A 23,286-nucleotide genomic window follows, 5' to 3' on the forward strand; every position below is an offset into this window, starting at 1 on the left:
ATTCCTATGAAGTGGCCGGAACGATGCGGCCTTGGCGAACCGCATCCAGATAAACGGGTAGCCAGTTCGCTGGGTCAGGCCCGGCCTGGGCGACTGCCTGCTCCGCAATCTCTGCCATGTCGGGGCTGCCGGAGAACACCAGCAATTCGTCTTCGCAGCCGGAGAGTTCCAGCTGGGCTACCGTGACGCTGGAGCCTTGCTTGACGAGGAACTTGCGGCTGGCCTCGCCCAGCGTTTTCAGTAGCTCGAATTCAGCGGGGGTGAGGCCGAAGCCTTCGATGTAATCGCGGGCCTTAGCCCTAGGGTTGGGTAGCAGAATCAACGTGGCTGTCTGCTGAACCAGTGAGGGGCCAACCGGGTTTTCGGTGATGGCACCCGGTTCCTGTGTAGCGAAGGCGAGTACCCCATTTTTCTTGCGGATGGTGCGGCTGGCGTCCTGCATGTCATCCTGGAAGTGCTTATCTTTCAGGGCGTGCTGACATTCGTCGTACAAGTTGATGATGCGCCGGCCATCATGCAGGGCGTCGATGCGGTGCTTCAAATACATGGTGGCCGCGCCGCGTACCGCGTCATCGTCCAGCAGTTCGGTAAGGTCAAAGCCAAAGATGGCCGGTTTGCCGTCATCCGTTGCGAGGCTCAGCTGATCTGCCGGGTTGTCGAACACCCAGCCATATTCACCGCCCCGGCACCACGGTGCCAGGCGTGCATGAATGGTGCTGGTGCTGTCATCCTCGCTATAAGGGTTGGGCAACAAGGTGTTCAAGGTGGACAGCGTGCGGGCTTCGCGGTCGATCAGTGTGGTCAGCTGCTGTACGGCTTGGGTAATGTCGGCATGTTGTCGGGTGGTGACTGTTTCACCCCGGCGTTCCGCCAGAAATACAACCAGTCGCACCATAAAGGCGACGTTGCCTTTCGTGGGTTCCATCTGAAATGGGTTCCAGCCGGTCGCTTCGCCAAGGCGGATATTGAAGTATCGCCCTCCCAGCGCCATGATGAGTACCTGCATACCCTGGTCTTTGTCCCACACCACACACGTAGCACCGAACTTCTGTGCCTGGGTGAGCAGCATGCCCTGCAGCACGGTTTTTCCGGTGCCGGTCATGCCGATAATCATGGTGTTGCCCGGGCGTCGCTTGCCCGTTTCGTCCAGGTCTTCCACCGAAGCATGGAAGTTGAAGAAGAACGGGCTGCCGGTCTGTGTCTTTAACATCGTCACGGCTGGCCCCCAAGGGTTGCCTGCGGGCTTACCGGTCAGCTGGTTATGCAGACTGGAGAAGCACAGGAAGTTGAGCGACGTGACCGGCACAGGGCGCGGACGCCAGTGCCAGTTGCCGGGCAGTTGCGCCCAGAAGCCAGCTTCCAGGGCTTTTTCCAATGGCCTGAAGCCGATGGCTTCTTCGGCCAGGGCGGTGGCTGTATGCGCCAGTGCCTGGCGCACGCCTTCCGCCGTGTCGCCATAAATGAGCAAGGTAGCGTGGTGGTCACCCAGACCAAGGCGGCCAGAGGTAAGGTCATCCATGGCCTGGGTCAGTTGGGCCACCTGGCTGCCGGCATCATCGCCGGAATCTACCAGCAGCTTTTGATGGCGCTTCACCAGCTTCTTTGCTGCGGCTCCGGTGTGGCTGCCCCAGGATTGGGTCAGTACAAACTCATGCGGCAGGCCCAGCAGCCGATCCAGATGGCCGGGCTTGCTGGCTTCCGGGTAGTCGCGCAGCTCCATCATGCCGAAGATGCGCGAGTCTGCCACAGTACGCAGTTCGCCAAGCTCGCCATGTTTGCCGAAGATGGGCCGGGCATAGGGCAGGGTGTCGCGTAGTCGTTCCCGCGAAACCGGTACAGGCCGCTGCCGCCCTGAAAGCAGAAAGCCCAGGAACTCAGCGGTTTCACTAAAGGCAAAACCATTCCGATCCACAATCCCCAGCGTCTGCGGGTCGTAGCGGTACAGGCCCGCCTTGAGAGTGCGCAGAATGTCGTTCAGGCGGGCGATGGATTCCGTCTGCCAGTGCGCGATGCGCTGGCTGTCAGCCTTTTCCAAGCTGGCGAAGGTGCCAAGTATCGGATCCTCGACCGGGTGAATCAGCACTGACAGGTGCAGGTCATTCATCATCAGGCCGCTTGCGTCGAAGGTGGCGCGATAGGCCGCGTCGAACCGGGAGGCGAAGGGTTGGTTGAAGGCGCTTTCCGGGTATTCGGTGACGCGGCGGCGGATGATGTGGGAATAGAAGCCGACCGACCCCATGGGCAGGCCGCGCAGCACGTTATGCAGGGCTTCAATCCATTCCTTCAGTTCTTCCTGTGCGTAGGCATCCGGTGCGCGCCCCGCCACCTTGATGACGGCCAGGTACTCATGGTTATCGCAAGCGATGATCTGATCCGTGGCATGGTGGGAGTAGGGCAGATAGCGCGAAACCCGCCGTTCATCCACGGCAAGAGTGGCTGCAGCAGTCATGGTGGCGTCCTTTATCGGATGAGGGCGCGCCAGGGGCGGCGCCGGTGGTAGCCGTGCAGGGCGTAGCTGGAACCTTTCCAGAAACGCTGATTACGGTTGCGTTTACGGGTCCTGAGTTCCAGCCAGAGCACATCCAGGGCTTTGTCGTCGTCGCGGGTGAGGATGGCCAGGGTGGGCATGACCACGAATAAGAGTCCCCACCAGGCCAGGCCAGCTGTCATGGCGATCACTGCGACAACGGCGAAGGCACCCAATGACAGCCGTGTGGGAATCCCCATGAAGGTGGCCTTGCGGCCCAGACCTTTGAAGACAGGGTAGGTGTGATCGTTCATGGCTTACTTCCAGAGCAGCACAACCAGTTCAGCGGCTGATCCGGCCAGCAGCACACCAATGCCCCAGCGGATGGCGTCGTCCTTGCGCATGACCTCTGCGGAATACAGCACAAAGATGATGATGCCGATGATGATGGCGGCAATCGGCAGGATGACATCCAGGTTGTCGCGCAGGGTCTGCAGTGTGGTCTGCGCCCTGGACAGCCCGCCGATGGATTGGGCAGATGCCGCCTGAGTGATGCTGCACAGCAGCAAGGCTGTCATCCATCTGTTGAAGATATGCTGGCGCTGCGTAGCGTTTCTGAAGTGATTCAGTAGTGACATGGAAAGACTCCTGCCCCAGACGCCGGGCGGCGCAGGGGTGACGGTGAAAAGGGAAATGGGTGGCCGGCCTGGTGGGCAGTGGTCAGGTGTCGGAACGCTGGCCGGGTTCAGGGTCGGGCGTCGGGGCAAAGCCGTCAGTCGCCGGGTTGGAGGTGAATCCGTCGGGTGTACCGGGTGGCGCTTCAGGCTGCGGTTTCTGCTTGGGGTTCTTTGGTGGCTGGGCCGGTGTGCCGGTCGCAGCCGCGGATGTCGTATCGTCGGCAAGCGGCACCAGGGCCGGAACCTTGATGCCTGCCTGGGTCAGTACCTTCCCCACATAGCCGTTGGTAAAGCCACGCCTGAAATTGCCGGTGTTGTAGCAGGACAGCGCGGCGCGCAGCGCCTGTTGCGGGTCCTTGTGAGCGGGTAAGGCTCGGGCGTAGCAGTCAGCCAACACGGTCTGGGCTGCTGTCAGATTGCGGCAGGGGTCAAACACGGTCGTGGCATCCAGCTTCAGCCAAGCCCAGTTGCGTACATTGATTTGACCCAGCCCGGCATCGAAGTCGATGCCCTGGTCAATCAGCCTCTGCGCTGCTGCTGTGGCTTCTTCCAGGCTGCGGGGTTGACGCTTCAGTTGGTGGCCCTTGCGGTTGACGCCGATGGCGTACTGCTGCGCCCTGGATTCATGCTTGACCACAGCCAGCAGAGTGACCGGGTGAATATCGGGCGCGCAGGCAAGGGCCAGAGCGGCGAGTTCTGCAAGCATGGCGGCGTCCTCAGTTGTTGCTGCGGTGCCGGGGGTCGGTCAGAGAGAAATTCCAGCCGGTCGCCCACTGCCCGGTATGTTCAGCTTCCCACTCGGCCTGAGCCGCATCGTAATCTTCAGACTTGATCCAGTAGCCGCCCATGGCCGGCCTGCCTACATATCGGACAGACAGTTCATAGGTCCAGGCGTGATCGTTGTAGACCACGCAATAAGCGGGCAGTTGTGTGAGCGTGACCGTGCGAAGGGGATGCACTTCGTACACGGGTTCGGCGCTGTCGCCGCCGTAGGTATACCCGCGTTCCCGCCATTTGTAGGCCGTGCCGGCATAGTGGCGGTTCAGAAAGTCTGCATCACATTTGCCAGCCCCTCGGGAAATGGCGTCGATGCGTTGCGCCATGCCTGGTTCGCCGGATGCCGGGCATTCAGACAGGAAAGCCCGTCTGGCCGCTACAGTTGCAGACCAGTCCAGGCCGCGCCGGTTGAACTTCTTTATGTCGAAATAATGATCCAGCGACGGGCTGCATTCGCCAGGGCGCAGGCTGGATGACAGGCATAGCGTCGCTTCGCAGGCCAGGCGGGGAATGCCTGTCAGCAGCTCAATGGTGCCGTTCGCGTGGGCAGCAGGAGCCAGGACGCAGGCAAGCGCCAGCGCCCCAGCCCGCAGGGCGGGAAGGGTGTGCATGGGGAAGTCTCCGGGAAGGGGTAGAGCGTGCGGCCTGTCGGCCTGGGGGATCAGCGCTGCTGTTGCAGCGTCTGTTGTGCGATGGCGAGATGTTCAGGCTTGGCCATCGCCCGCAGCAGGTGGGCGCTTTCAATGGCGGCCAGGCGGGTGTCGCGCAGGTGGCCCAAATCAGCCACGATCTGGCGCAGCAGCGTCAGTTCTTCCTGCAGCGTGTCGTCGGCGGAAAGGCGACGCCTAATGTAGTTAGAAAGGGATAGCCCGGACAGGGCGGCGGCTTCGCCTAGGCGCGCAGCATGGGACGGGGTCACCCGAATGCGGATGACCTCGGAAAGAGGTTCGTTCATGAAAACTCCTGTGTATGAATACAGGCTTAACGTGCGATAGGGCGGAAGTATCCCTTGATGCAATCCAGGTTGCGGATGGCTATCTGGATGTGCGTGCGTCGATGGAACCCGGCACCAGGGTAAAGCTCAACATCTTCCCTGAATGGCGCCCTGACGGAGTCGTAGGGTGGCAGACCTTTGCCTTCCCGGTATGTGTGGACGGCAGTGATGACCTGACAATCTAGCTCCCGCCTGAGTTTGTCAGGCCCGCCTTTGTTGGCAGGCAACGGTATACCCAGTTCGTTATAGCTTTCTGTCAGAATGGCGTAGGCTTCCGCTACCTCTTCAAGACCCGACCGAGTGGTCAGATCAAGGCATAATTTCAGGTCAAGAACTGCGCCGACCGCGTCCGGTGTCTTGATCTTGGATTTTGCATTGCCCGTGCTAGCCCACTCGTATGCTCGCTGAGGATCATTTTCCCAGAAATAGATACCGTGACCCAGCCATTCGTACTTGCCGGCACTCGGTTTCAGGTGCTTTGAAGGGTCAGCGACCAGTGTGCTAACAGTTTCCTGCTCTGTTCCGTGGAAGCCAAGAATAAACGACGGCTGCGTCTGATACAAAAGCCACGAATTAGCCACGGATCAAATTCTTTCGCTTGCCTTCTGGTGTGAGGACGCCCAGCTCAACGAGAAACTTACGAGCGGCTTCAGGGGAGGCAGCGACCTTCTTACGGTACGCGCGCATATCTTTGAGCAAGGCTTCGCCTTCCAATATCTTGGTATGGCCGACAGCTGGCTCGGAGCGGCGTCGTATACGATTGATGGTGCTGGATGTAGTGTTGCTCATGTTCACCCCCGTCAAGTTCAGATTGGCGTTTGTGTCCTCGTATTTTAGCATCGCTGCCTCTCCGGAATAGCATTCGTGTCCCATTGGCCATAGGGAGCACGGATTTTGATTGAATAGCGGTAGTTGTCGTAGGTACTCATGCTCTGAGCCGAAACGCTGATCTGGGCTTTTCGCGTATGAACTGCAGGACTTTGCTGTCCGGCTGGGGCAGCTTGCCAGCTTCCAGTTCATCCAGAAAGTTGGCCCATTGCTGGACCATGGTTTTCCGCTGAGCGATGAATTCTGCGCGGTCGTAGCTGCTGCCGAGTTCTTCATCGGATGTATGCGCCAAGTGGCGCTCGATGACATCCGGGTCCCAGCCCAGATGTTCTCGAATCATGGTGCGAGCTGTGGCGCGGAAACCATGACCAGTGATCTGTTCCTTGGTGTCGTAACCCATGGTACGCAGGGCGACGTTGATGGTGTTTTCGCTGATATACCTACTGGTTTCCGAGCGGCGTGACATGCTGCGGAAGACTGGGCCGGTTGGACCAGTGAGCGAATGCAGTTCCTCAAGAATCTCCAATGCTTGGCGCGGCAGGGGGACAATGTGTGCCGGTGTGCGGCTATCGCGTTTCTGCCATTCGCGCATTTTCATCTTCTCAGGTGGGCAGCGCCAGAGTTCAACCTCTAAATTGATGTCTTCCCAATCTGCAAAGCGGATTTGACCAGGCCGCTGAAACAGCATGGGTGCTAACCGCAGCGCGCAGCAAGTGATGAAGTTGCCGTGGTAGTTGCGGATATCACGCATGAGTTGGCCGAGCTGCGCTGGATCAGTGATGGCCGCGTAATGTCGGCCACGGGGCGAAGGCAGCCCGCCCGTGTACCTGTTGACGAAGTTCTTTGCCGGTTCCAATGTGCCAAGGTCCACGGCGTACTGATAGATGTGCTGGATGACCTCACGTATCCGTTGCGCAGTTTCAAGATTGCCGCGCTCTTTAGGGCGGTGCAGGCATGACACAATTTCCGTAGGCAGAATGGTGTCGATGGGCTTGTCTCCCACCCAAGGAAACACATGAAGTTCCAGGTGCCGGATGATCCTGTGCGAGTACGCATCAGACCAATGCCTATCTTTGGTAGCGCTCTTGTGCCACGCACGGGCCATGAGTTCAAAAGTCTGAAGGCGGGCTGTCCGGGCCAGTTCTTCCTCGCGGCCACGAACGTCCTTGGGATCCTGACCGTTGGCACGTAGGCTGTTTGCCTCGTTTGCCTTGATCCGAGCCTGGGCCAGCGTGACGCCCGGATATGGCCCCATGCCGAGCTTCACAGGCTTGCCGTGTCTCATGTACCGATAGATCCATGCCTTGCCTGTCGCTCGAACGCGCAGGTAGAGGTTGTCGCCGTCGTTCAGCAGATATTCTTTTGGGCCGGGCTTGGCCGCTCTGATCTGAGTCTCGCTCAGTAAGCCCATGACTTGTACCCCCGGAGGCCGTTAATGACGAAACCATTGTGGGGTACAAACTGGGGTACAGACAAACTCGGGATGTAGCGACGCGCAGTGAGACGTCCTGGGCGGCGATTTGCGCCTAAGACATTGATTTTTTTGAGATTTGGGAGGTTTTGAAGCGTGCTGGAACAGCAGAATGGTGGCTTGGGCGCACCCACATCATGCCTGCAAAGCCAATGTTCATGGGGGTTTCCAGTTTTTCTTTGCGAGAGATACTGTCAGTGATACTGTCATAAGTAAGCATTTGTCCAATGCCTCTGCGGCCGTCGTCAGCAACCGGCCGGCAGCCATGATCCTCCCTGACCCTCGATCGAGATAGAAATGTCGCGCGTACGTGCATGCGCGCGCCGGAACCTTCCGAAAAAATTTAAGCGGGCCGTGGGAAAAGTGTAATCTCCGTAACTTTTTCCGGAAAATCGCCGGAAAGCCTTTATCCATGCGGTTTTCAGCTTCCCGTAAGAGCGTAACTTTTGCGTAACCTGACCGTAACCTTATTACAGTCTTATAGTGTAATTTTCTTAAAAAATATATATCTTATTTATCAAATACTTATAAAAATATTACGTTTCAGGTTACGGTAAATTACGGTGGGACCGTAATCAAACAATCTTTTTTATATCAAATACTTATGGATCAAAAAATGGAAGGGTTACGGAGATTACACTTTTCCCACGGTCCACTCGATATTTCTGGCGATCGTTGGCAGTGTCCCATGACGGGTCATAGGAGCCCCATACAGCATTCTTCTGAAACCTGGACTGTCGGCCTTCAGCGCCTGTGAAACGGCTCTCCAGCGGCCTGTACGCATTGATCTGGCTGCATTAATAAGTGCTTATTGGGCGAGCGTCGGGGGCGCGGAGGGGACGGCGATTTAGGGGTAGAGGCCGGGAGTGGTCACCTTTTGACCAGCGGCCGTCAGCCGGCCCGGGCCGGCGAGCCAGGGCAAAAAAAAACCGCCCGAGGGCGGTTCAGAGGGGCGGCAGCGTATTGCTACCGTAGCGGCGGGGACGAGCTGGGCTCGCCGAAATCGAGGTCGTAGTCGTTGAAGCGTACGACCTCTTCGCCCACCCAGTCGTTCAACTCCTTGAAGCGTTCCTGCAGGGGCAACAACTCGTTGGCCACGAACACCTTGGCAACCGGTTCTACTGCGCCGAACCCACCAGCGACGCTGGGCATCACGCCCATAAGCTGAGGTGGCACCCGGTGGGCGGCCAGGATGTCGTCGCGCGTCACGTTCTTGATGTTGAAAAATTCGTCTTTGGCGGCGACTTCCGATAGCGGTATGACCTGCAACCCTTTTTCTTTTCCGTTCGGCGCGTACATGAACAGGTTTCGGAAATTGCCAGGGCCTTTGCTGCTTTTCACTGCCGTGCGAAGAGCATCGATGTCTGCTTCGTTGTGCGCCGCATCGGTCAAATACATTATGTAGCCGGCGTGGCTGCCATTCTTGTAGTAGCGGCGCCGGAACAGCGTGGCATTCTCATTTAGCCACGCCGACTGAAGGGCCGACAGGTATTCCGGCACGCCGTAGATTTCTTGGTTCAGATCCGGCTCGAGCAGGTGAAATATCTTCCCTGGCTCGAACTCATGCGCTTGCCCCCATTCCTTGATGAAAAAATACTGGTTCAGATCTTTGCTCGACCTGCGCATGTATTTGGCCAGCGAATGCTTCAGGGCGATAGGTTTGCCCAGGCGGTTGCTACGTTCTTCCAGGTAGCAGTTTCCCATCACAAGGTGATCGAGCACGAACGAGCTGAAAGTACTGCGCGATAGCAACGGGTGTGGCTTGAACGTACTGACAAGAATATTGCGCTTCACATAGATCGCGGAGCTGTGGTGCGGGCTTGCCCGAAAGGAGCGCGCCAGGCCGTCCAGGCTGATAGGCGGGTCATACCACCGTCCGTTGTCCAACGACTGGAAATACTCGACGATGCGACCGTGGTCGAGCACCGATTCGGGCTCTCCGAAAGTGAAGACCTCTACGCTTGCGGCGTTGGGCACTTGCTCTTGCTGTTCCATTAACTCATTTCCATAATGTTCTGGCCGGCCTCTGTCGTGCCTTCCAGCGGTTCGTGCGCGATAGCGTTCATGGTGGCCCACGCCAGGTCGGCATGGCCGACAGCCTGGGTTCGGCCCGACGCATAGGTGGCCTGGCGGCCCGAGGGCGTGAGTATCTTTCGGATGGACATGAACGACTGTGCCAGGTCGATGAAGCCCGAATCGAACTCCAGGCGGCCGTTGCGCATCACGTTCTGCATTTTCAGCACCATCTGGGTTTTGACTTCCACCGAATAGTTGATCGGCACGGCCGCGGGGAAGAAGAGCCGGACCAGTTGGTACACGGCCCGGCCCATGCCGGTTACGTCGATGCCAATATGCGTGACGTTGTATTTATCGGTCAGCTTCTTGATTTCATCAGCCTGGACCTGGTAGTCAGGGTTCTGGAACTGGATGCGCTCGAGTATGCGGAATTTCCCACCAGGCACCGCCGGCGGCGCAATGACGACACAGCCCTGCTTGTCGCCAGTGTCCGAAGGGTCGTAGCCTATCCAGACTGGCTTATTGCCGAAGGGCCGCGCGGCGTGCGGCTTGTAGTCCGTCCAGATTTCCCAGGAATCGACCATGCAGCGCTGCAGCATCTGCAGCGGGAATACCGACTTGGTGTCGTCGATGAACAGACACTTCAGCAGGTTGTCGAACTCGTCTTCCGTGTACTCATTCCTGAGCTCTTCGATATCGAATAAGTCGCAACCGCCTGCCTCGGCGTCGAAGATCGTGACGATCTGGCGCCAGATCTTGTCCGAGCACAGCTTGCCCGCCTGCAGAGCCTTGTGGCTGATGTCCATCTTGATGGCGCTTTTCTTGCCCCGCACCTTGGCGTGGCGCTCGCCCGACCAGAACGGATAAGCCTCGTGACTCATGGAAGATGGCGTGGAGAAATAGGTTTTGCGCCACTTCTTGTGCATGGCCATGCCGCTGGCCACTTTGTTCAGTTGCTCGAAGCCTGGAATCCAGAAAAACTCATCGACATACAGATTTCCGTGGTAACTCTGCGCCGTACGGTAGTTCGTACCCAGGAAGTACAGTGTCGCGCCGTTGTGCAGCACGATGGGATCGCCGCGTAATTCGACGTCAATGGTGTCGCGCACGAACTGCAGGATGTACTGTTTGAAGACGTGTGCCTGCGCCTTGGAAGCGGAAATAAAGATCTGGTTGCGGCCCGTCAGCAAGGCATCAATGAAGGCCTCACGGGCGAAGAACCAGGTCGCCCCGATCTGGCGAGACTTCAGGATGATGCGTGTGCGCTGATCCCTGTTGTTCGCCCACGTCCGTTGGTACTCGAACAGCGCATCGTCGAATGCTTCGATCAGCTTCTCGGTCTGCTCTTCAGAAATGAAGTTCTTGCTCGGGCGGCGCTTTGGCTTGGAGTTTCGGGCGGCGAGGTTCGGGTTCAGGTCGACCTCGTTGCCGCCGCCAAGATACTTTCGCACACGTGCGTATCGCTCCATCTGGCGACCCAGTAGGTCGATTTCCTTGAAGTCTTGTCCGGTTTTTGCCTGCTTCATCACTAGTTGCACAAGGCGGCACTCGGCAGCGCCCTCGATGCGCTCAATGACGGGGGCTTGATCCCACTTGTCGCGCCGCTTCCACGAGCCAACCGTTGGCGGCCGCTCGCCCAGGTATTCGGCGATGGCGGTTAGGGCCCATCCCTGCCAATACAAGAACTTGGCATGACGGCGATTGTCATGGTCGGCGGGCTGTGTAAACATGGCTGCCAGAATAGGCAACGGCACACTTATTAAAAATAGAAAGTGCTTCTCAAAGGCCGTTTACAAAACCCGCGTCCTTGAGCGCGCACGCCCTAGCGGCAATCATGTCGGCACATGTTTCCCACGAAAGAGATCCGACATGAAATTCAAGTCCAAATTTTTTTGCGTTGCCACCGAGGGCGCCACGACCGACGGCCGCACCATCACCGCAGAGTGGATTCAGCAGATGGCGAAAACGTTCAGCCGGGCAAAGTATGGCGCGCGGGTATGGCTTGAACATATGCGCGGGTTGATGCCTGACGGGCCCTTCAAAGCATACGGGGACGTTTTGGCGCTGGAAGCACGAAAGAAGAGCGACGGGAAGCTCGGCCTATATGCCCAGATCGAGCCGACCGACGAACTCATCAAGATGAACAAGGCCCGCCAAAAGATCTACAGCAGCATCGAAATCAACCCAGACTTTGCCGGCTCGGGCGAGGCCTATCTGGTCGGCCTGGCCGTCACTGACAGCCCCGCCTCGCTGGGCACCGACATGCTGGCGTTCACCCAGCAGAACCCGGAAGGCTCCCCACTGACCGCTCGCAAGCAGGATAAGGACAACCTTTTTTCGACCGCCGAGGAAATCGAGCTGGAGTTCGAAGAGGTCGACGAAGGCTCCGGTTTTTCGGAGCGGATCAGGGAGGTGCTGGGCAAGTTCAGAAAGCAAACGGTCAAGACCGAAGACCAGTTCGGGCAGATGCTGGATGCGGTCGAGCAAGTGGCAAGCCACGGCGCGGATCTCGAGCAGAGGTTCAATGCATTTTCCACCGATTTGAATAAATTCACTGCGGGCCTGGAAACATTGACGAAACTGCAGGAGTCCTTCGAGGCGTTCAAGGCGCAGGTCGAACAGACCGATGCCGGCACCACCCACCGCCCGCCGGCCACTGGCTCAGATGGTCAGGTGCAGACCGACTGCTGACCCCGTTTCAATCGCCCTGAAAACAAACTGTCAAAAATCTGACCGGAGAGCGCAATGCGTAACGACACCCGCCTGAAGTTCAATGAGTACCTTTCCCGCCTGGCCACACTCAACGAAGTGAGCGTCGAGGCCGTGGTAAGCAAATTCACGGCCGCGCCCAGCGTGCAACAGACCCTCGAAAACAAGATTCAGGAATCGAGCGACTTCTTGCGCTCGATCAATACCTACCTGGTCGACGAGCAGGAAGGCGAACGCATTGGCATGGGCGTGACGGGCCCCATTGCCAGCACCACCGACACCACCGAGGCGGACCGTACGCCGCGCGATGTCAAGGCGCTGGACGACAACAGGTACCGTTGCGAACAAACAAACTACGATACGTATCTTCGCTACGCTACGCTTGATGCCTGGGCGAAGTTCCCCGATTTTCAGGTGCGGCTGGCTAAAGCGATCATCCAGCGCATTGCGCTTGACCGAATCATGGTCGGTTTCAACGGTGTGTCGCGCGCCGATACGTCAAACATCGCGACGAACCCCCTCCTGCAGGACGTGAACATCGGCTGGCTGCAGAAGATTCGCGTCAAGGCGCCCGGCCGCCACCTTTTTGAAACCGAAGAGGACAGCGGCAAGGTCACCGTGGGTGGTGCCGGCGACGAGTACAAGACCCTGGACGGCGTCATCTTCGACGTAGTGAACTCCATGGTAGAGCCCTGGTTTCGCAACGATCCGAAGCTGGTAGCCGTGGTGGGCCGACAGTTGATGTCCGACAAGTACTTTCCGCTGGTCAATGCGAAGCAGGCCCCCACCGAAACGCTGGCTTCCGACATCATCATCAGCCAGAAGCGCGTCGGCAACCTGCCGGCGGTGCAGGTTCCCTATTTCCCTGACAATGCGGTCCTGATTACCCGGCTGGACAATCTGTCTACGTACGTCCAGCGTGGCTCTCAGCGCCGTTCCGTCATCGACAACCCGAAACGGGATCGCGTCGACACGTTCCAGTCGTCGAACGATGCCTTCGAGTTGGAAGATTACGGTTGTGCGGCCCTTGTAGAAAATATCGAGATCGCCGCAGGCTGATCTGCCTGACCACAGACGTTCGAAAAGGAGCAAGGATCATGACTACGCCCGCTCAACGCCGCTTTGCCAGGGCCGAGGCTGCGCGCGCGTCGGCGCACGCGCAGCCCGGACAGGCCCCCGCCGGCTCAAACGCCTACGAGTTAATGCTGGCTAAGCTGTACGACGACAAGCGTCGTCTCAAGGAAGTGCAGAGCATCGAGCGCAAGATCGAAGTCAAGCGCGAGCTTCTGTCCGATTACGACAGCTGGGTGGCCGGGGCCCTGGAGGGCGGCCAGGGCGCCCAGGACGAAATACTGGTCACGGTCATGGTGTGGCGCATGGATGTGGGGGATTTCGATGAAGCCCTGCGCATTGCACACTACGTTCTCAAACACGACTTGGTCTTGCCTGACCAGTACGAGCGCACGGTACCCACGGTCATTGTTGACGAAATTGCCGACGCGGCCCTGGCCTTGCAAAAGAATGGGCAGTCGTTCCCGCTGAACCTGCTGCGGGAGACACACGACATGACCGTCAACCTGGACATGCCCGACCAGGCCAGCGCCAAGCTGCACAAGGCCCTGGGTTATGAGCTTCGGGCTGCCGGAAAGCTGCCGGAAGCCGTCGAGCAATACGAACGGGCCTTGCAGCTGAACGACAAGATCGGCGTCAAGCGCCTAATCACCGAACTAAAGGCGGAGATTGCTCAAGGCTCCGCTTAACTGAGCTCCTCGAGCCGTGGCGGCGCGGGCCAAGGGGAAGCCCATTCATGAGGCCAAACCCCGAAGCCCGCCCACCGCCACCCTTCCAAGGATGTCTATGTCATTCGCCATTGCCTGCGCCGACCCTCAAGCGCTCGATTCGGGCACGGCCCCAGAGGCCATCGATCAATTGTGGTGGCCGGCCGTCAGCCTCCAGCGCGCCCGCCAGGTGATGCGCCTGAATGGCACCGTCACCAATGATCGTCTGCTCGAGGCTCTGCAAAACGCAGCCTACTCCGTAAACGATGAGCTGCAAGCCTGGAGCGAAGCGCAGCGCCAGGCCCATCCCGATGGGCTGCCCAAAGGCCGATTGACGAACCTGTACCTGCGAGCCGTGCACTTCTACGCGAAGGCCGAGCTCGTCGAGCGCTACAGAGACTTCGACGCTACGGGCGCCGGTGACCGCCGTGCGGATGATCACGAAGGCATACCGGACGAGGCGCGGCGCAATATGCGGTGGGCGATCAGTGACATTCTGGGCAAGCCCCGTGCAACGGTCGAGGCCTTGTGATGATCGTCCATGCCCAGAAAAACGATACCGTCGACGCTCTGTGCTGGCGCTACCTGGGCGAGACGCGCGACATAGTCGAACAGGCCTATGAGCTCAACCCTGGGCTTGCAGATCAAGGGCCGATCCTCGCGCATGGCACCCCCGTGGTGCTTCCTGACGCGGTGCGTCTGACTTCTACAGTGGAAACGGTGAAGCTATGGGACTGACATTGAAGCGAGCTGCATGCCATCGAACGTATTTCAGCCTGAACATGTCGGCTGACTGGCCGATCCGGATCTTCTATGGCCTGGTAACGCTGTATCAGGGGCTGTTTGGCATTTTCGTACCCTCCTCGATATTTCATCAGGCGCTGGAAAGCTACAACGGTGCAATCGCGATCATTACCTGCCTGCTTGCCGCCGGCGGGCTGCTTGTTGTGGATGGCCTGATGGCGATGGTCCGGTATTGCACCTACATGAATTGCGACCCCATCCGTCCTGCTATGCAGATGTTCCATCGGCGCCGGCCTCTGCTTTTTCTGCCGCCGGTGTTTTGTTATTACGTCACACTCATTCTCGTCAATCGACGCATGGACGAAGGCGTGGTGGTAGTCACCAGCTACTACGTTGTGCTCGCGCTCGCTGGCGTGGCCTTTTGCCTACGAGATGGAATCATTAGCCAGAAGGCACAAAGGGGCACGCATGCCTAAGATGTTTCACAAGCGCGAACTTTTCATAGTTCTCTGTTCCTACGCAGTGCACGCATCCGTGTATGCCTCGCAGGCCTCTCTATGGGAACAGATCAACACCGCTGGGACTCTGATGGATCTGTTCATCAATATGATGAGCGCGATCTGCGCATCGATGGCAAATACAGCATTCCGGCTCAAAAACGAGGCTCTGGTGGTGTCCCAGGTATTCAAAGAGCTGGCGTATGGAATTGGCGTTGGATTCACCGCAGGCGTCATTGTTTACGCCGTCGCTGAAGCGGCAAACGCAAACAAGTTCTTGCAGCTCGCCCTTGTGACATTGGCTGGCTGGGGCGGCGCCAAGGTCATAGAGTCTTACAGCGAAAGGTATTTCGGCGACAAGCGGCACAAACCGCCTCTTGACCGACAAACGGGGGAATGAACATGATTATCAGGCTTGGCGATATCGGAGCGCATGTCGGCGACCTGCAGCGCCGCCTATACATGATTGGCCACAAGGTCGAGCAGACCAACGTCTATGACCAGAGCACCCGTGCGGTCGTTCGCCGCGTACAGGCGCGCGCCGGCCTGGTCGTGGATGGCATCTATGGGCCCAAAACAGAGGCGGCGGTCAAGGGGCAAGAAACCGGTCGACTTCTTCGTCAATCGGCGCTTGTTGAAGCGGCTGACCAACTGGACGTTGATCTTGCCAGCGTAATGGCGGTCAACGAAGTGGAGTCGCGCGGGCAGGGTTTTGTGCGCGATAACCTGCCTGTCATCCTGTTCGAGCGCCATATTTTCTGGCGCCAGCTTGTGGCGCGCAAGATCGACCCCCGGCCATTCGCTCAGAAATACCCCGGCGTCGTCAGCCAGGCGCGCGGTGGTTACGCCGGCGGCATCAGCGAATACACCCGCATGGGCGTGGCAAAGAGCATCTGCGCGCCGGCGGCGTTCGAGTCATGCAGCTGGGGACTGTTCCAGATCATGGGCTTTCACTGGGAGTCGCTCGGGTTCGAGTCCGTCGAGTCCTTCGTGGACTTCCAGCGGGAAAGCGAAGACAACCAGCTGCGTACATTCGTTCGATTCATCCTTCAGGACAAAGAGCTGCATCGCGCCTTGAAACAGAAGAAATGGTCGACATTTGCACGACTCTACAACGGCCCAGCGTATGACGAGAACCTGTACGACGTGAAATTGGCCAGGGCCTATAAGCGCCACATCGATGACATGACGGAGGCCTCTTGAACTACTTGCGCATTGGCGTTGCGATCCTGGGCATGCTCCTGGCCATCTTCAGTTGGGGGCAGTACCGGCAAATAGGCCTGCAAAAAGAGCTGATCAAGAAGCAAGAATCGGCCATTAAAACGGCCATTGACAAACTGAATCAGGTACAGCTCATTGTTGAAAAAAACGATGTTCTGATGTCCGCCATGCTGGGGGTTCAGGTCGAAGTCAACAGCCGCTTATCGACACGACAGCAAGAAATCCGGAGGCTACAAAATGACGTTGCGGAAATACGCCAGTGGGCTGATCAGCAGTTGCCTGATGACATTGTTCGGATGCGCCAGCGGCCAGCCGCCACAGGTGCCCGAGCTTATGGTCAATCAGTGCCCGCCGGTAGTGCCCTGCGTGCTGCAGGCGGCGAGCCCCCGCACGAACGGCGACCTGAACCTGACCCTGGAACAAACTGAAGCCGACTGGGCCAGGTGCGCGGCCCAAGTCGACATGATCTATTCCTGCCAGCAAAAGGCGAAACCCGATGCTCAAGCCGACCGCAGTTCGTGACATCATCACGCGTGCGAACCCCTACCTAAAGCGCGACCCAGACAAGCTGCAGGTGTTCCTGGACTCCGGCCGTATCGTGGCGCGCGGCGCGGCCAGCCTGTCGTACGAGTACCGGTACACACTGACCATCATCGTTCAAGATTTTCCGAACCACGCCGACCAAATCATCCTGCCCATGCTGGCGTACCTGCGCACCCAGCAGCCCGAGTTGTTCGAGAACGTGGAACTGTCGAACAATCTCATCCGCTTCGACGCCGAGGTCATCAATCAAGACTTGATCGACCTGTCGATGCAAGTGGATCTGACCGAGCGGGTCATTGTCGCGCAGCAGGATGGAAAACTGACGGCCACCCATGTGGGCGAGCCTGCGCTGCCAGACTTCCCGGAGCAGGACATCAGCATCGAGCTCGTCAACAAGAAAACGGGCGAGGTCCTGGGAGTCTTCACCGCGCCAGCCTGGAACCCGCAGTTCTGATGGACGGCGATTTGCACGCCCTGGAAGACTGGCTGGCGGGCCTGCTGGCCAAGCTTGAACCCGCCCAGCGTCGTGCCGTCAACCGGCGCGTGGCGTTCGAGCTGCGCCGCTCCCAGGCCTCGCGCATTGCCCAGCAGCGAAACCCTGACGGAAGCCGTTACCTGCCTCGAAAAAACCAGAACAAGAATCTGCGCAGCAAACGGGGCACCATCAAGCGTCGATCTATGTTCGCGAAACTGCGCACCCAGAAGTTCTTCAAGGTGGACGCCGACGCCAATGGCATGAGCGTAGGATTTCGCGGCCGCGCCGGCATGATTGCATTCGTCCACCAGTATGGTGAGAACCGAACCGCCCAGTCCGGGCAGAAGTTCATCACGCCCAAACGCGAGCTGCTGGGCTTGACCGACGTCGAACTGAACCTGATCATCGACGCCTACATCAGGCACCTTGCCGACCAGGACTAGCTTGTAAAAGCACCAGATACAAACCCGCACCCGCGCGCGCGCGATGGCAATTGACCATCATTGCGGACATGAGCAACGAAGAACTGGCCCGCCTCATTCAGAATCTGATCCGCGTAGGCACGATCATGGAGATCGACCACGAGGCGGAGCGTGCACGCGTCAGAAGCGGCAAGCTTGAGACCGATTGGCGGCCGTGGTGCGAAGTCCGTGCCGGTCGCAGCAAGACCTGGGATCCGCCGACCGTTGGCGAGCAAGTCATTCTGTTGTCGCCTGGTGGCGATCCGGCTGGAGCGTTTATCCTGCGCTCCATCGGCTCAGACGCCAATCCCTTGCCCAGCCACTCACCTGACGAAACCGTGCGCGAGTACCCGGACGGGGCGATGGCGAAGTACAACCACGAGACTGGGGCCCTCAGCGTGACTGGAATCACCACCATGCTGGTCGAGGCTTCCGAGAGCATTACGCTGCGCGCCGGCGGAGACATCAATCTGGACGCGCCTCAAACGACCTCGACCGGCCGCCACACGATCGAGGGCTTACTGAGTTACCTGGCCGGGATGGCGGGCCAGAACGGCGAGAACGGCACCACGAGCATCCAGGGTGATATTACGCACGTTGGGGGCAGCCTCTCCTCAAACGGCGTAGTGGTGCACCTGCACTTCCATGGCGGAGTTCAGCGCGGTGGATCAAATACGGACGGTCCTGCATGAGCATCGGAATGTCTACCGGGACCGGCCGCGCAATCGAAGAAATGGACCACCTTCGTCAGTCCATTCTCCAGATCCTATGGACGCGGGTAGGCAGTCGGGTCAAACGGCGCACCTTCGGTAGCCTGCTGCCCGAACTGATCGACCAACCCTTGAATGACTACACCATCATCCAGCTTTATGCAGCCACAGCGACGGCGCTGCTGATGCATGAGCCGCGGCTGCGCTTAACAAGCGTTCAGCTTGCCATCGACGCGGACCGCCCAGGCGCAGCGACTTTGGAGATCTCCGGAACCGCCTCGCTGAATGGTAGGCGTCGCCCCGTGTCGCTGAGCGTGCCCTACGCCCAAGGAACCGCAGCATGAGCATTGTCACGTCCCCGATCGATCTATCCCTGCTGCCGGCGCCAGACGCGCTGCAGGTGGTCGACTTCGAAGAAATCTATGCCAGTCGAAAACAGCGCCTGGTAGACCTGTTCCCGCCCGAAGTGCAGGGCGAAGTGTACGAGACGCTGGCGCTCGAATCTGAGCCGATGTCCAAGCTCCTGCAGGAAAACTCGTACCGAGAAATGGTCATACGCCAGCGTGTGAACGACTGCGTTCGGCGTGTCTTGCTCGCGTTCGCCAAAGGGACCGATCTGGACCACCTCGGCGCCCGGTACTATGTCAAGCGTTTGGTTGTGCAGGCGGCTGACCCCAATGCGTCGCCGCCGCTGCCGCTCATCATGGAAGATGATGATGCGTATCTCGAGCGAATTCAGGACGCCTACGAAGGTCTGTCCGTCGCCGGCCCCAGGGGCGCCTACGAGTTCCATACCCGTTCCGCCGATGGAAGGGTGGTCGATGCCCGTGCCATAAGCCCAGCGCCCTGCGACGTAGAGGTCTACGTGCTGTCTTTCGAGGGTGACGGAACGGCCAGCCAAGAACTGCTCGATGTCGTGGCCGCGGCCCTGAACGATGAAGAAATCAGGCCGCTGGGCGATCGCGTCATGGTTTTGTCGTCAGACATCGTCCCATACCAGATCAAAGCCAAGCTGCACATGAAATCTGCCGGGCCAGGCAGGAAGCAGGCGGTCGAGCTCGCGCGGGAGCTGACGGCTGCTCACGCCCACCGGCGCAAGCGGCAGGGATGGTCTGTCTGGCTTTCCAAACTTGATTCCTTGATGCACGTCGAAGGGGTCGAGCGCGTCGAGATCATCGAGCCAGCCGAGGACATTGAACTGCTGGAGAGCCAGGCGGCTTACTGCACTGGCATCGATATCCGGGATGCCGAGGAGGCGGAAGAGTAGCTATGGCCGCCATCACCCTGCTACCCGCCAGCAGCACGTCCCTGGAGCGCAACATTGCCCAGGCCGGAGCGGACATCGAGCTTATCGATGCGACGGTCATTGTGCGAGTCACGCGTGTGGACGATGCGCCGGTGGACTTCCTTCCTTATTTGGCATGGGAAGTATCGGTCGACCGCTGGTCGGACGCCTGGCCGGAGGCGACCAAGCGCCAGGTCATCAAGGAATCGTTCTATGTGCACAAGCGCAAGGGAACGATCGCATCGTTGCGCCGGGTGGTCGAGCCGTTTGGCTACCTGCTCAAGGTGGTTGAGTGGTTTCAAGAAACCCCGCCGGGACCGCGCGGAACCTTTCGCCTCGACATAGGCGTCAATAACGAGGGCATTACCGAAGAGGTCTATCTGGAGCTCGAGCGCCTGATCGCCGATACGAAGCCCCTTTCACGTCACATGTTGGGGCTGAATATCACGCTTCTGACGCGAGGCACCTGCTACATAGGTGCGACAACGCTGCTGGGCGATACAACCACTGTTTATCCGCCAGATCCCCAAGATATCGAAATTTCAAGTGCGCCGCACTATCGCGCCGCTACACACATCATTGATACCGTTTCTGTGAGGCCCTTGCTATGAGCCAAATCTATTTCACCACCCTGACCGCCATCGGCGAAGCCAAGCACGCCAACGCAGCTGTAACCGGCAACAAGGTTGAGTATGCGACATTGGAGGTAGGCGACGGCAATGGTGTCGTTCCTGTTCCAGACCGCAACCAGACGAGCCTGGTGAACCGAGTACGTTCCCACGGGATCAACACAGTCATGATCGACCCGGACAACCCCTCTCAGATCATCGTAGAGCAGGTCATTCCAGAGGACGTGGGCGGCTGGTGGATCCGCGAGGTCGGTATTCGCGATGTCGCTGGCGATTTGATCGCCGTGGCAAGCGTGCCACCCACCTACAAGCCGGTGCTGCTGGAGGGATCGGGCCGCAACCAGATCATTCGCGTTGTCCTGTTGCTCGCGAGCACCAGCGTAGTGGAGCTCAAAATCGACCCTGCTATCGTCGTTGCCACCAGGAAGTATGTCGACGATCTTGTTACTGCTCCGTCAGGCGTAGAGGAAGGTACGTACGGAAGCACGAGCGAGTACCCAGTTTTCACAGTTGACTCGCGCGGCCGTATCGTGCATGCCGGCACCATAGAGACAGTGTCGGTATGGGATGACATACCCGATCAAAATATCGGGGACATCATCTTTGTCAAGGGCTTGGGGGAAATGTGGTGGGTGGATAACGAATTTCTCACTGGCTATCGGACGAAGTGGTGCGGGATCCCCGCACACACGCTCGACAGAGCCAACCGCTCGTGGACAATATCGCTGCGCGGCGGCACCTTCGACAAGAGCCTAAAGAAGTACCACGGGCTCTATTCGTGGATCCTCGAAAACGATTTGATGGTGCCGGCTGCAGAGTACGAAGACGGCGAGGGCTTCTTCGCCGAGCTCGGCGGCAACATCGTAAAAGTGCCGAATTTTGATGATATGTTCTGGCGGAGCATCGGAACTGACCGTGACACTGCAAATGCAACATTGCTCGGAGGCCGAAAGGGTGACAGTTTGAAAAACCACATTCATGGACTGATCACCTCCGGTGGCACGGCAGGGCCGGGATCAGCAGCGCTACCAGATCACCTATTTGAAGCATGGTCTGGAAATTCCAATCCGGGCCTAGCAGGGATATCTGCTGCAGTGACTTACGGTGTTGGATCTGCTGAAACAGCCCCCAAACACACCTATCTGCACCCTCGACTGTGCATCTGACTGCAAATGCAAGAGTGCTGGGGTCTGGGCAGCTGGATGCGCTCCAAAATATTACGGGAACATTTGCAGCAGGCTCCGCCACTGGCTTTCCAGCCAGTACCCTAACCACTGGTGCGTTTGTTGCGGGCCAGGGAGGAGTGCTGGAAAACATGCTTGGCACGCAGACCGGCTCGACGAGATTCTTAGGGATCAACGCATCGCGAGTCGCACGAACCTCAGCCGAGACACGAGGTGCAAACGTAGCATTAGTCCCCATGCTACACGTGTAGCCTAGGATGCATCGCCACGTTGACTCCCCGGGTTTCAGATGATGACCGTGCGACACGGGCGCTATCGAATGTAAAAGAGTCTCCGCGTTTCTGGGCTGGCACTTCCACTGACACCCCATTAATGTTCTCAGATCCTTCGGTATTGGCCGAAATTCTGAATACCCCACTCCCGCCCGCTGCTATACCGGCGTGGGCCGTGGTTTGTGAGGGACGACTATTCATCGTGCCGGCGAGCTGCTGCAGCGCATCTAATTGCCGCGTCCCCAGGGCTCTTGCATTTGCAGTTACAGGCACAGACGTGGATGGAAAGCTGTGTTGATACCGCGGGTCTCAGAGGATGATCGGGCTACGAGCTCTGTGTCCATGCTAATGACATCCATAGCTCGAAATGGATGTTCTCCTGACAGCATGTTGTGAATTACCCCGGCAGGAGTCGCGGCTCGTGCTGAGTATCTGAATACCCCGTTCCCCCCGTATATGCTGCCAGGGGTATTCTGTCCAGGATCATCCCCAGCTCGCCCGTGTATTTGTCCCTGAAGGCGCTGCATTGCATCCGCTTGCGCCGATCCTAGCGTCCGCGCATTTGCAGCGAGATGTACACACCACTGCAAATGCAAGAGTGCTGGGGTCTGGGCAGTTGGATGCGTTCCAGGAGTTCGAGGGAACCGTTTCATTTCACGCATCGTCATCAGGAACCCCGCTTGGCGGGGCAACAGGAGCATTCCAGCCCATAGTGGCAAATTCATCCGGTATGAATACCCCCATATCCGCCGGCATCAGCAGCTACAACGCGGCCAAGCTCAGGCCGGCCGCAGTAGCTCGCACCTCAACCGAAACGAGGGGCGCTAACGTCGCGCTACATCCACGCTTACACGTATAGCCGAGGCGCCAATGCCGCATTGGCGCCTCGGGTTTCAGTCGAGGCGCGAGCTACCCTGGACGCATCAAACGATACGTCTGAAATAATTGTGACCCCGGATGGGTTTACGCCATCAATGCGGTTTCCCAGCCCCTTAAAAAATGCACCGTTTGGATCTCCTCCGTAGGTCGGTGCGAGAATCCGCATGCCGCTACCGGTGATGTTTTGCAGCGCATCCAACTGCCTAGACCCCAGGGGCCTTGCATTTGCAGTTACAGGCACAGACGTGGATGGAAAGCTGTGTTGATCGCTCGGGTTTCGCTACCGCCGAAGGAATGAATCGATGAACTGCCGACAGCTACCCCACCCCCGCGCACGTAAAGACGACTCCCTGGGGATGTTCCATCTGCAGCTATCTCATAGTTATGAGCGTGCCTTTCTAAACTGCCGTCCTGTTTTGTTCCCAGTGCCCTTGCATTTGCAGTCAGATGTACAGGCGTGGGTGTAGAGCTGTGTTGGCGCTGCGCGTTTCGACAGACGTTCTTGCGACCGTTTCTGTGTCCATCGTGAACCCAATGGCGACGAAGGCGGAAGCACCTGACTGGAGAGGATAATTAGATGTGCTATGAGGGGAAAACACTCCGTTCGTCGAGGTTGCCGCATTTGATCTCAGTACGCCACCGACCTGGCCATAGATTCTCTCCATGGCA

The 23,286-nt window shown here is 58.5% G+C and carries 27 protein-coding genes; 16 read left to right on the plus strand and 11 right to left on the minus strand.

From position 1 onward, the window contains the following. Positions 1 to 4: 4 nt before the first annotated feature. The 11 genes from EV686_RS07280 to EV686_RS07330 form a co-directional block, all read right to left on the minus strand. Positions 5 to 2,449, minus strand: coding sequence for a VirB4 family type IV secretion/conjugal transfer ATPase (locus tag EV686_RS07280; RefSeq protein ID WP_132475059.1), 2,445 nt, complete (start codon positions 2,447 to 2,449; stop codon positions 5 to 7). 11 nt (positions 2,450 to 2,460) lie between these two features. Continuing rightward, the gene (locus tag EV686_RS07285; protein WP_132475061.1) at positions 2,461 to 2,781 is read right to left on the minus strand and encodes a VirB3 family type IV secretion system protein; all 321 of its coding nucleotides are present in this window, start codon (positions 2,779 to 2,781) and stop codon (positions 2,461 to 2,463) included. Positions 2,782 to 2,784: 3 nt separating this feature from the next. After that, positions 2,785 to 3,105 carry a TrbC/VirB2 family protein gene (locus tag EV686_RS07290; protein WP_132475063.1) on the minus strand — a complete coding sequence of 107 codons (321 nt, stop codon included), beginning with the start codon at positions 3,103 to 3,105 and terminating at the stop codon, positions 2,785 to 2,787. Between the two features lie 82 nt (positions 3,106 to 3,187). Then, on the minus strand, positions 3,188 to 3,850 hold the full coding sequence (locus EV686_RS07295; protein WP_132475065.1) for a lytic transglycosylase domain-containing protein: 663 nt from the start codon (positions 3,848 to 3,850) through the stop codon (positions 3,188 to 3,190). Positions 3,851 to 3,860: 10 nt separating this feature from the next. Continuing rightward, a complete protein-coding gene (locus EV686_RS07300; RefSeq protein WP_132475066.1) occupies positions 3,861 to 4,532 on the minus strand; it encodes a TrbM/KikA/MpfK family conjugal transfer protein in 672 nt (223 codons plus the stop codon). 50 nt (positions 4,533 to 4,582) lie between these two features. After that, entirely contained in the window at positions 4,583 to 4,876 is a 294-nt protein-coding gene (locus tag EV686_RS07305; RefSeq protein WP_132475068.1) for a plasmid mobilization protein, read from the minus strand. A gap of 26 nt (positions 4,877 to 4,902) precedes the next feature. Beyond that, positions 4,903 to 5,496, minus strand: a complete 594-nt coding sequence (locus EV686_RS07310; protein ID WP_207901716.1) for a hypothetical protein — start codon at positions 5,494 to 5,496, stop codon at positions 4,903 to 4,905. Beyond that, entirely contained in the window at positions 5,489 to 5,704 is a 216-nt protein-coding gene (locus EV686_RS07315) for a hypothetical protein (RefSeq protein ID WP_132475069.1), read from the minus strand. The genes EV686_RS07310 and EV686_RS07315 overlap by 8 nt, the downstream gene beginning before the upstream one ends. 136 nt (positions 5,705 to 5,840) lie before the next feature. Further along, entirely contained in the window at positions 5,841 to 7,154 is a 1,314-nt protein-coding gene (locus tag EV686_RS07320; protein ID WP_132475070.1) for a tyrosine-type recombinase/integrase, read from the minus strand. A 1,026-nt stretch (positions 7,155 to 8,180) separates the two neighbouring features. Beyond that, the gene (locus EV686_RS07325) at positions 8,181 to 9,209 is read right to left on the minus strand and encodes a phage portal protein (RefSeq protein WP_132475072.1); all 1,029 of its coding nucleotides are present in this window, start codon (positions 9,207 to 9,209) and stop codon (positions 8,181 to 8,183) included. Next, a complete protein-coding gene (locus EV686_RS07330) occupies positions 9,209 to 10,960 on the minus strand; it encodes a terminase ATPase subunit family protein (protein ID WP_132475073.1) in 1,752 nt (583 codons plus the stop codon). Before EV686_RS07330 ends, EV686_RS07325 begins: the two co-directional genes overlap by 1 nt. Before the next feature lie 139 nt (positions 10,961 to 11,099). Between EV686_RS07330 and EV686_RS07335 the strand changes: the two genes are divergently transcribed. The 16 genes from EV686_RS07335 to EV686_RS07410 all read left to right on the plus strand — a co-directional run bounded on the left by EV686_RS07335 (position 11,100) and on the right by EV686_RS07410 (position 21,448). After that, positions 11,100 to 11,921, plus strand: a complete 822-nt coding sequence (locus tag EV686_RS07335) for a GPO family capsid scaffolding protein (RefSeq protein WP_132475075.1) — start codon at positions 11,100 to 11,102, stop codon at positions 11,919 to 11,921. A 54-nt stretch (positions 11,922 to 11,975) separates the two neighbouring features. Further along, positions 11,976 to 12,998, plus strand: a complete 1,023-nt coding sequence (locus tag EV686_RS07340) for a phage major capsid protein, P2 family (protein WP_132475076.1) — start codon at positions 11,976 to 11,978, stop codon at positions 12,996 to 12,998. Positions 12,999 to 13,036: 38 nt separating this feature from the next. Next, positions 13,037 to 13,699, plus strand: coding sequence for a phage terminase small subunit (gpM, locus tag EV686_RS07345; RefSeq protein ID WP_132475078.1), 663 nt, complete (start codon positions 13,037 to 13,039; stop codon positions 13,697 to 13,699). Positions 13,700 to 13,796: 97 nt separating this feature from the next. Continuing rightward, positions 13,797 to 14,249, plus strand: a complete 453-nt coding sequence (locus tag EV686_RS07350) for a head completion/stabilization protein (protein WP_165972537.1) — start codon at positions 13,797 to 13,799, stop codon at positions 14,247 to 14,249. Beyond that, positions 14,249 to 14,455, plus strand: coding sequence for a tail protein X (locus EV686_RS07355; protein ID WP_132475994.1), 207 nt, complete (start codon positions 14,249 to 14,251; stop codon positions 14,453 to 14,455). The genes EV686_RS07350 and EV686_RS07355 overlap by 1 nt, the downstream gene beginning before the upstream one ends. Further along, entirely contained in the window at positions 14,446 to 14,937 is a 492-nt protein-coding gene (locus EV686_RS07360) for a hypothetical protein (RefSeq protein ID WP_132475081.1), read from the plus strand. The genes EV686_RS07355 and EV686_RS07360 overlap by 10 nt, the downstream gene beginning before the upstream one ends. A 112-nt stretch (positions 14,938 to 15,049) precedes the next feature. Further along, positions 15,050 to 15,358 (plus strand): phage holin family protein, encoded by a 309-nt coding sequence (locus EV686_RS07365; RefSeq protein ID WP_132475082.1) that lies wholly within the window; start codon positions 15,050 to 15,052, stop codon positions 15,356 to 15,358. Continuing rightward, the gene (locus EV686_RS07370) at positions 15,355 to 16,161 is read left to right on the plus strand and encodes an N-acetylmuramidase domain-containing protein (RefSeq protein ID WP_132475084.1); all 807 of its coding nucleotides are present in this window, start codon (positions 15,355 to 15,357) and stop codon (positions 16,159 to 16,161) included. Before EV686_RS07365 ends, EV686_RS07370 begins: the two co-directional genes overlap by 4 nt. Before the next feature lie 300 nt (positions 16,162 to 16,461). Next, positions 16,462 to 16,701, plus strand: a complete 240-nt coding sequence (gene lysC, locus EV686_RS19105; RefSeq protein ID WP_424451363.1) for an Rz1-like lysis system protein LysC — start codon at positions 16,462 to 16,464, stop codon at positions 16,699 to 16,701. Then, a complete protein-coding gene (locus EV686_RS07380; RefSeq protein WP_132475087.1) occupies positions 16,676 to 17,176 on the plus strand; it encodes a phage tail protein in 501 nt (166 codons plus the stop codon). The genes lysC and EV686_RS07380 overlap by 26 nt, the downstream gene beginning before the upstream one ends. Beyond that, a complete protein-coding gene (locus tag EV686_RS07385) occupies positions 17,176 to 17,640 on the plus strand; it encodes a phage virion morphogenesis protein (protein WP_132475089.1) in 465 nt (154 codons plus the stop codon). Before EV686_RS07380 ends, EV686_RS07385 begins: the two co-directional genes overlap by 1 nt. 68 nt (positions 17,641 to 17,708) lie before the next feature. Continuing rightward, positions 17,709 to 18,350: a phage baseplate assembly protein V gene (locus tag EV686_RS07390; protein ID WP_132475090.1), complete on the plus strand. Its 642-nt coding sequence runs from the start codon at positions 17,709 to 17,711 to the stop codon at positions 18,348 to 18,350. Continuing rightward, positions 18,347 to 18,712: a GPW/gp25 family protein gene (locus tag EV686_RS07395; protein WP_132475092.1), complete on the plus strand. Its 366-nt coding sequence runs from the start codon at positions 18,347 to 18,349 to the stop codon at positions 18,710 to 18,712. The genes EV686_RS07390 and EV686_RS07395 overlap by 4 nt, the downstream gene beginning before the upstream one ends. Further along, entirely contained in the window at positions 18,709 to 19,635 is a 927-nt protein-coding gene (locus EV686_RS07400; RefSeq protein ID WP_132475093.1) for a baseplate J/gp47 family protein, read from the plus strand. Before EV686_RS07395 ends, EV686_RS07400 begins: the two co-directional genes overlap by 4 nt. Positions 19,636 to 19,637: 2 nt before the next feature. Beyond that, entirely contained in the window at positions 19,638 to 20,264 is a 627-nt protein-coding gene (locus EV686_RS07405; protein ID WP_132475095.1) for a phage tail protein I, read from the plus strand. Next, positions 20,261 to 21,448 carry a phage tail protein gene (locus tag EV686_RS07410; protein WP_132475097.1) on the plus strand — a complete coding sequence of 396 codons (1,188 nt, stop codon included), beginning with the start codon at positions 20,261 to 20,263 and terminating at the stop codon, positions 21,446 to 21,448. The genes EV686_RS07405 and EV686_RS07410 overlap by 4 nt, the downstream gene beginning before the upstream one ends. Positions 21,449 to 23,286: the final 1,838 nt, after the last annotated feature.

Origin of the sequence: Paracandidimonas soli, assembly GCF_004342005.1 — a bacterium.
GTDB lineage: Bacteria > Pseudomonadota > Gammaproteobacteria > Burkholderiales > Burkholderiaceae_B > Paracandidimonas > Paracandidimonas soli.

Coding starts and splice junctions, on each gene's coding strand:
- lysC (WP_424451363.1), top strand. CDS start 16,462: ATGACATTGTTCGGATGCGCCAGCGGCCAGCCGCCACAGGTGCCCGAG.
- EV686_RS07305 (WP_132475068.1), bottom strand. CDS start 4,876: ATGAACGAACCTCTTTCCGAGGTCATCCGCATTCGGGTGACCCCGTCC.
- EV686_RS07365 (WP_132475082.1), top strand. CDS start 15,050: ATGGATCTGTTCATCAATATGATGAGCGCGATCTGCGCATCGATGGCA.
- EV686_RS07355 (WP_132475994.1), top strand. CDS start 14,249: ATGATCGTCCATGCCCAGAAAAACGATACCGTCGACGCTCTGTGCTGG.
- EV686_RS07315 (WP_132475069.1), bottom strand. CDS start 5,704: ATGAGCAACACTACATCCAGCACCATCAATCGTATACGACGCCGCTCC.
- EV686_RS07330 (WP_132475073.1), bottom strand. CDS start 10,960: ATGTTTACACAGCCCGCCGACCATGACAATCGCCGTCATGCCAAGTTC.
- EV686_RS07295 (WP_132475065.1), bottom strand. CDS start 3,850: ATGCTTGCAGAACTCGCCGCTCTGGCCCTTGCCTGCGCGCCCGATATT.
- EV686_RS07410 (WP_132475097.1), top strand. CDS start 20,261: ATGAGCCAAATCTATTTCACCACCCTGACCGCCATCGGCGAAGCCAAG.
- EV686_RS07340 (WP_132475076.1), top strand. CDS start 11,976: ATGCGTAACGACACCCGCCTGAAGTTCAATGAGTACCTTTCCCGCCTG.
- EV686_RS07405 (WP_132475095.1), top strand. CDS start 19,638: ATGGCCGCCATCACCCTGCTACCCGCCAGCAGCACGTCCCTGGAGCGC.
- EV686_RS07385 (WP_132475089.1), top strand. CDS start 17,176: ATGGACGGCGATTTGCACGCCCTGGAAGACTGGCTGGCGGGCCTGCTG.
- EV686_RS07300 (WP_132475066.1), bottom strand. CDS start 4,532: ATGCACACCCTTCCCGCCCTGCGGGCTGGGGCGCTGGCGCTTGCCTGC.
- EV686_RS07335 (WP_132475075.1), top strand. CDS start 11,100: ATGAAATTCAAGTCCAAATTTTTTTGCGTTGCCACCGAGGGCGCCACG.
- EV686_RS07290 (WP_132475063.1), bottom strand. CDS start 3,105: ATGTCACTACTGAATCACTTCAGAAACGCTACGCAGCGCCAGCATATC.
- EV686_RS07360 (WP_132475081.1), top strand. CDS start 14,446: ATGGGACTGACATTGAAGCGAGCTGCATGCCATCGAACGTATTTCAGC.
- EV686_RS07350 (WP_165972537.1), top strand. CDS start 13,797: ATGTCATTCGCCATTGCCTGCGCCGACCCTCAAGCGCTCGATTCGGGC.
- EV686_RS07285 (WP_132475061.1), bottom strand. CDS start 2,781: ATGAACGATCACACCTACCCTGTCTTCAAAGGTCTGGGCCGCAAGGCC.
- EV686_RS07395 (WP_132475092.1), top strand. CDS start 18,347: ATGAGCATCGGAATGTCTACCGGGACCGGCCGCGCAATCGAAGAAATG.
- EV686_RS07280 (WP_132475059.1), bottom strand. CDS start 2,449: ATGACTGCTGCAGCCACTCTTGCCGTGGATGAACGGCGGGTTTCGCGC.
- EV686_RS07380 (WP_132475087.1), top strand. CDS start 16,676: ATGCTCAAGCCGACCGCAGTTCGTGACATCATCACGCGTGCGAACCCC.
- EV686_RS07320 (WP_132475070.1), bottom strand. CDS start 7,154: ATGGGCTTACTGAGCGAGACTCAGATCAGAGCGGCCAAGCCCGGCCCA.
- EV686_RS07325 (WP_132475072.1), bottom strand. CDS start 9,209: ATGGAACAGCAAGAGCAAGTGCCCAACGCCGCAAGCGTAGAGGTCTTC.
- EV686_RS07400 (WP_132475093.1), top strand. CDS start 18,709: ATGAGCATTGTCACGTCCCCGATCGATCTATCCCTGCTGCCGGCGCCA.
- EV686_RS07390 (WP_132475090.1), top strand. CDS start 17,709: ATGAGCAACGAAGAACTGGCCCGCCTCATTCAGAATCTGATCCGCGTA.
- gpM (WP_132475078.1), top strand. CDS start 13,037: ATGACTACGCCCGCTCAACGCCGCTTTGCCAGGGCCGAGGCTGCGCGC.
- EV686_RS07370 (WP_132475084.1), top strand. CDS start 15,355: ATGAACATGATTATCAGGCTTGGCGATATCGGAGCGCATGTCGGCGAC.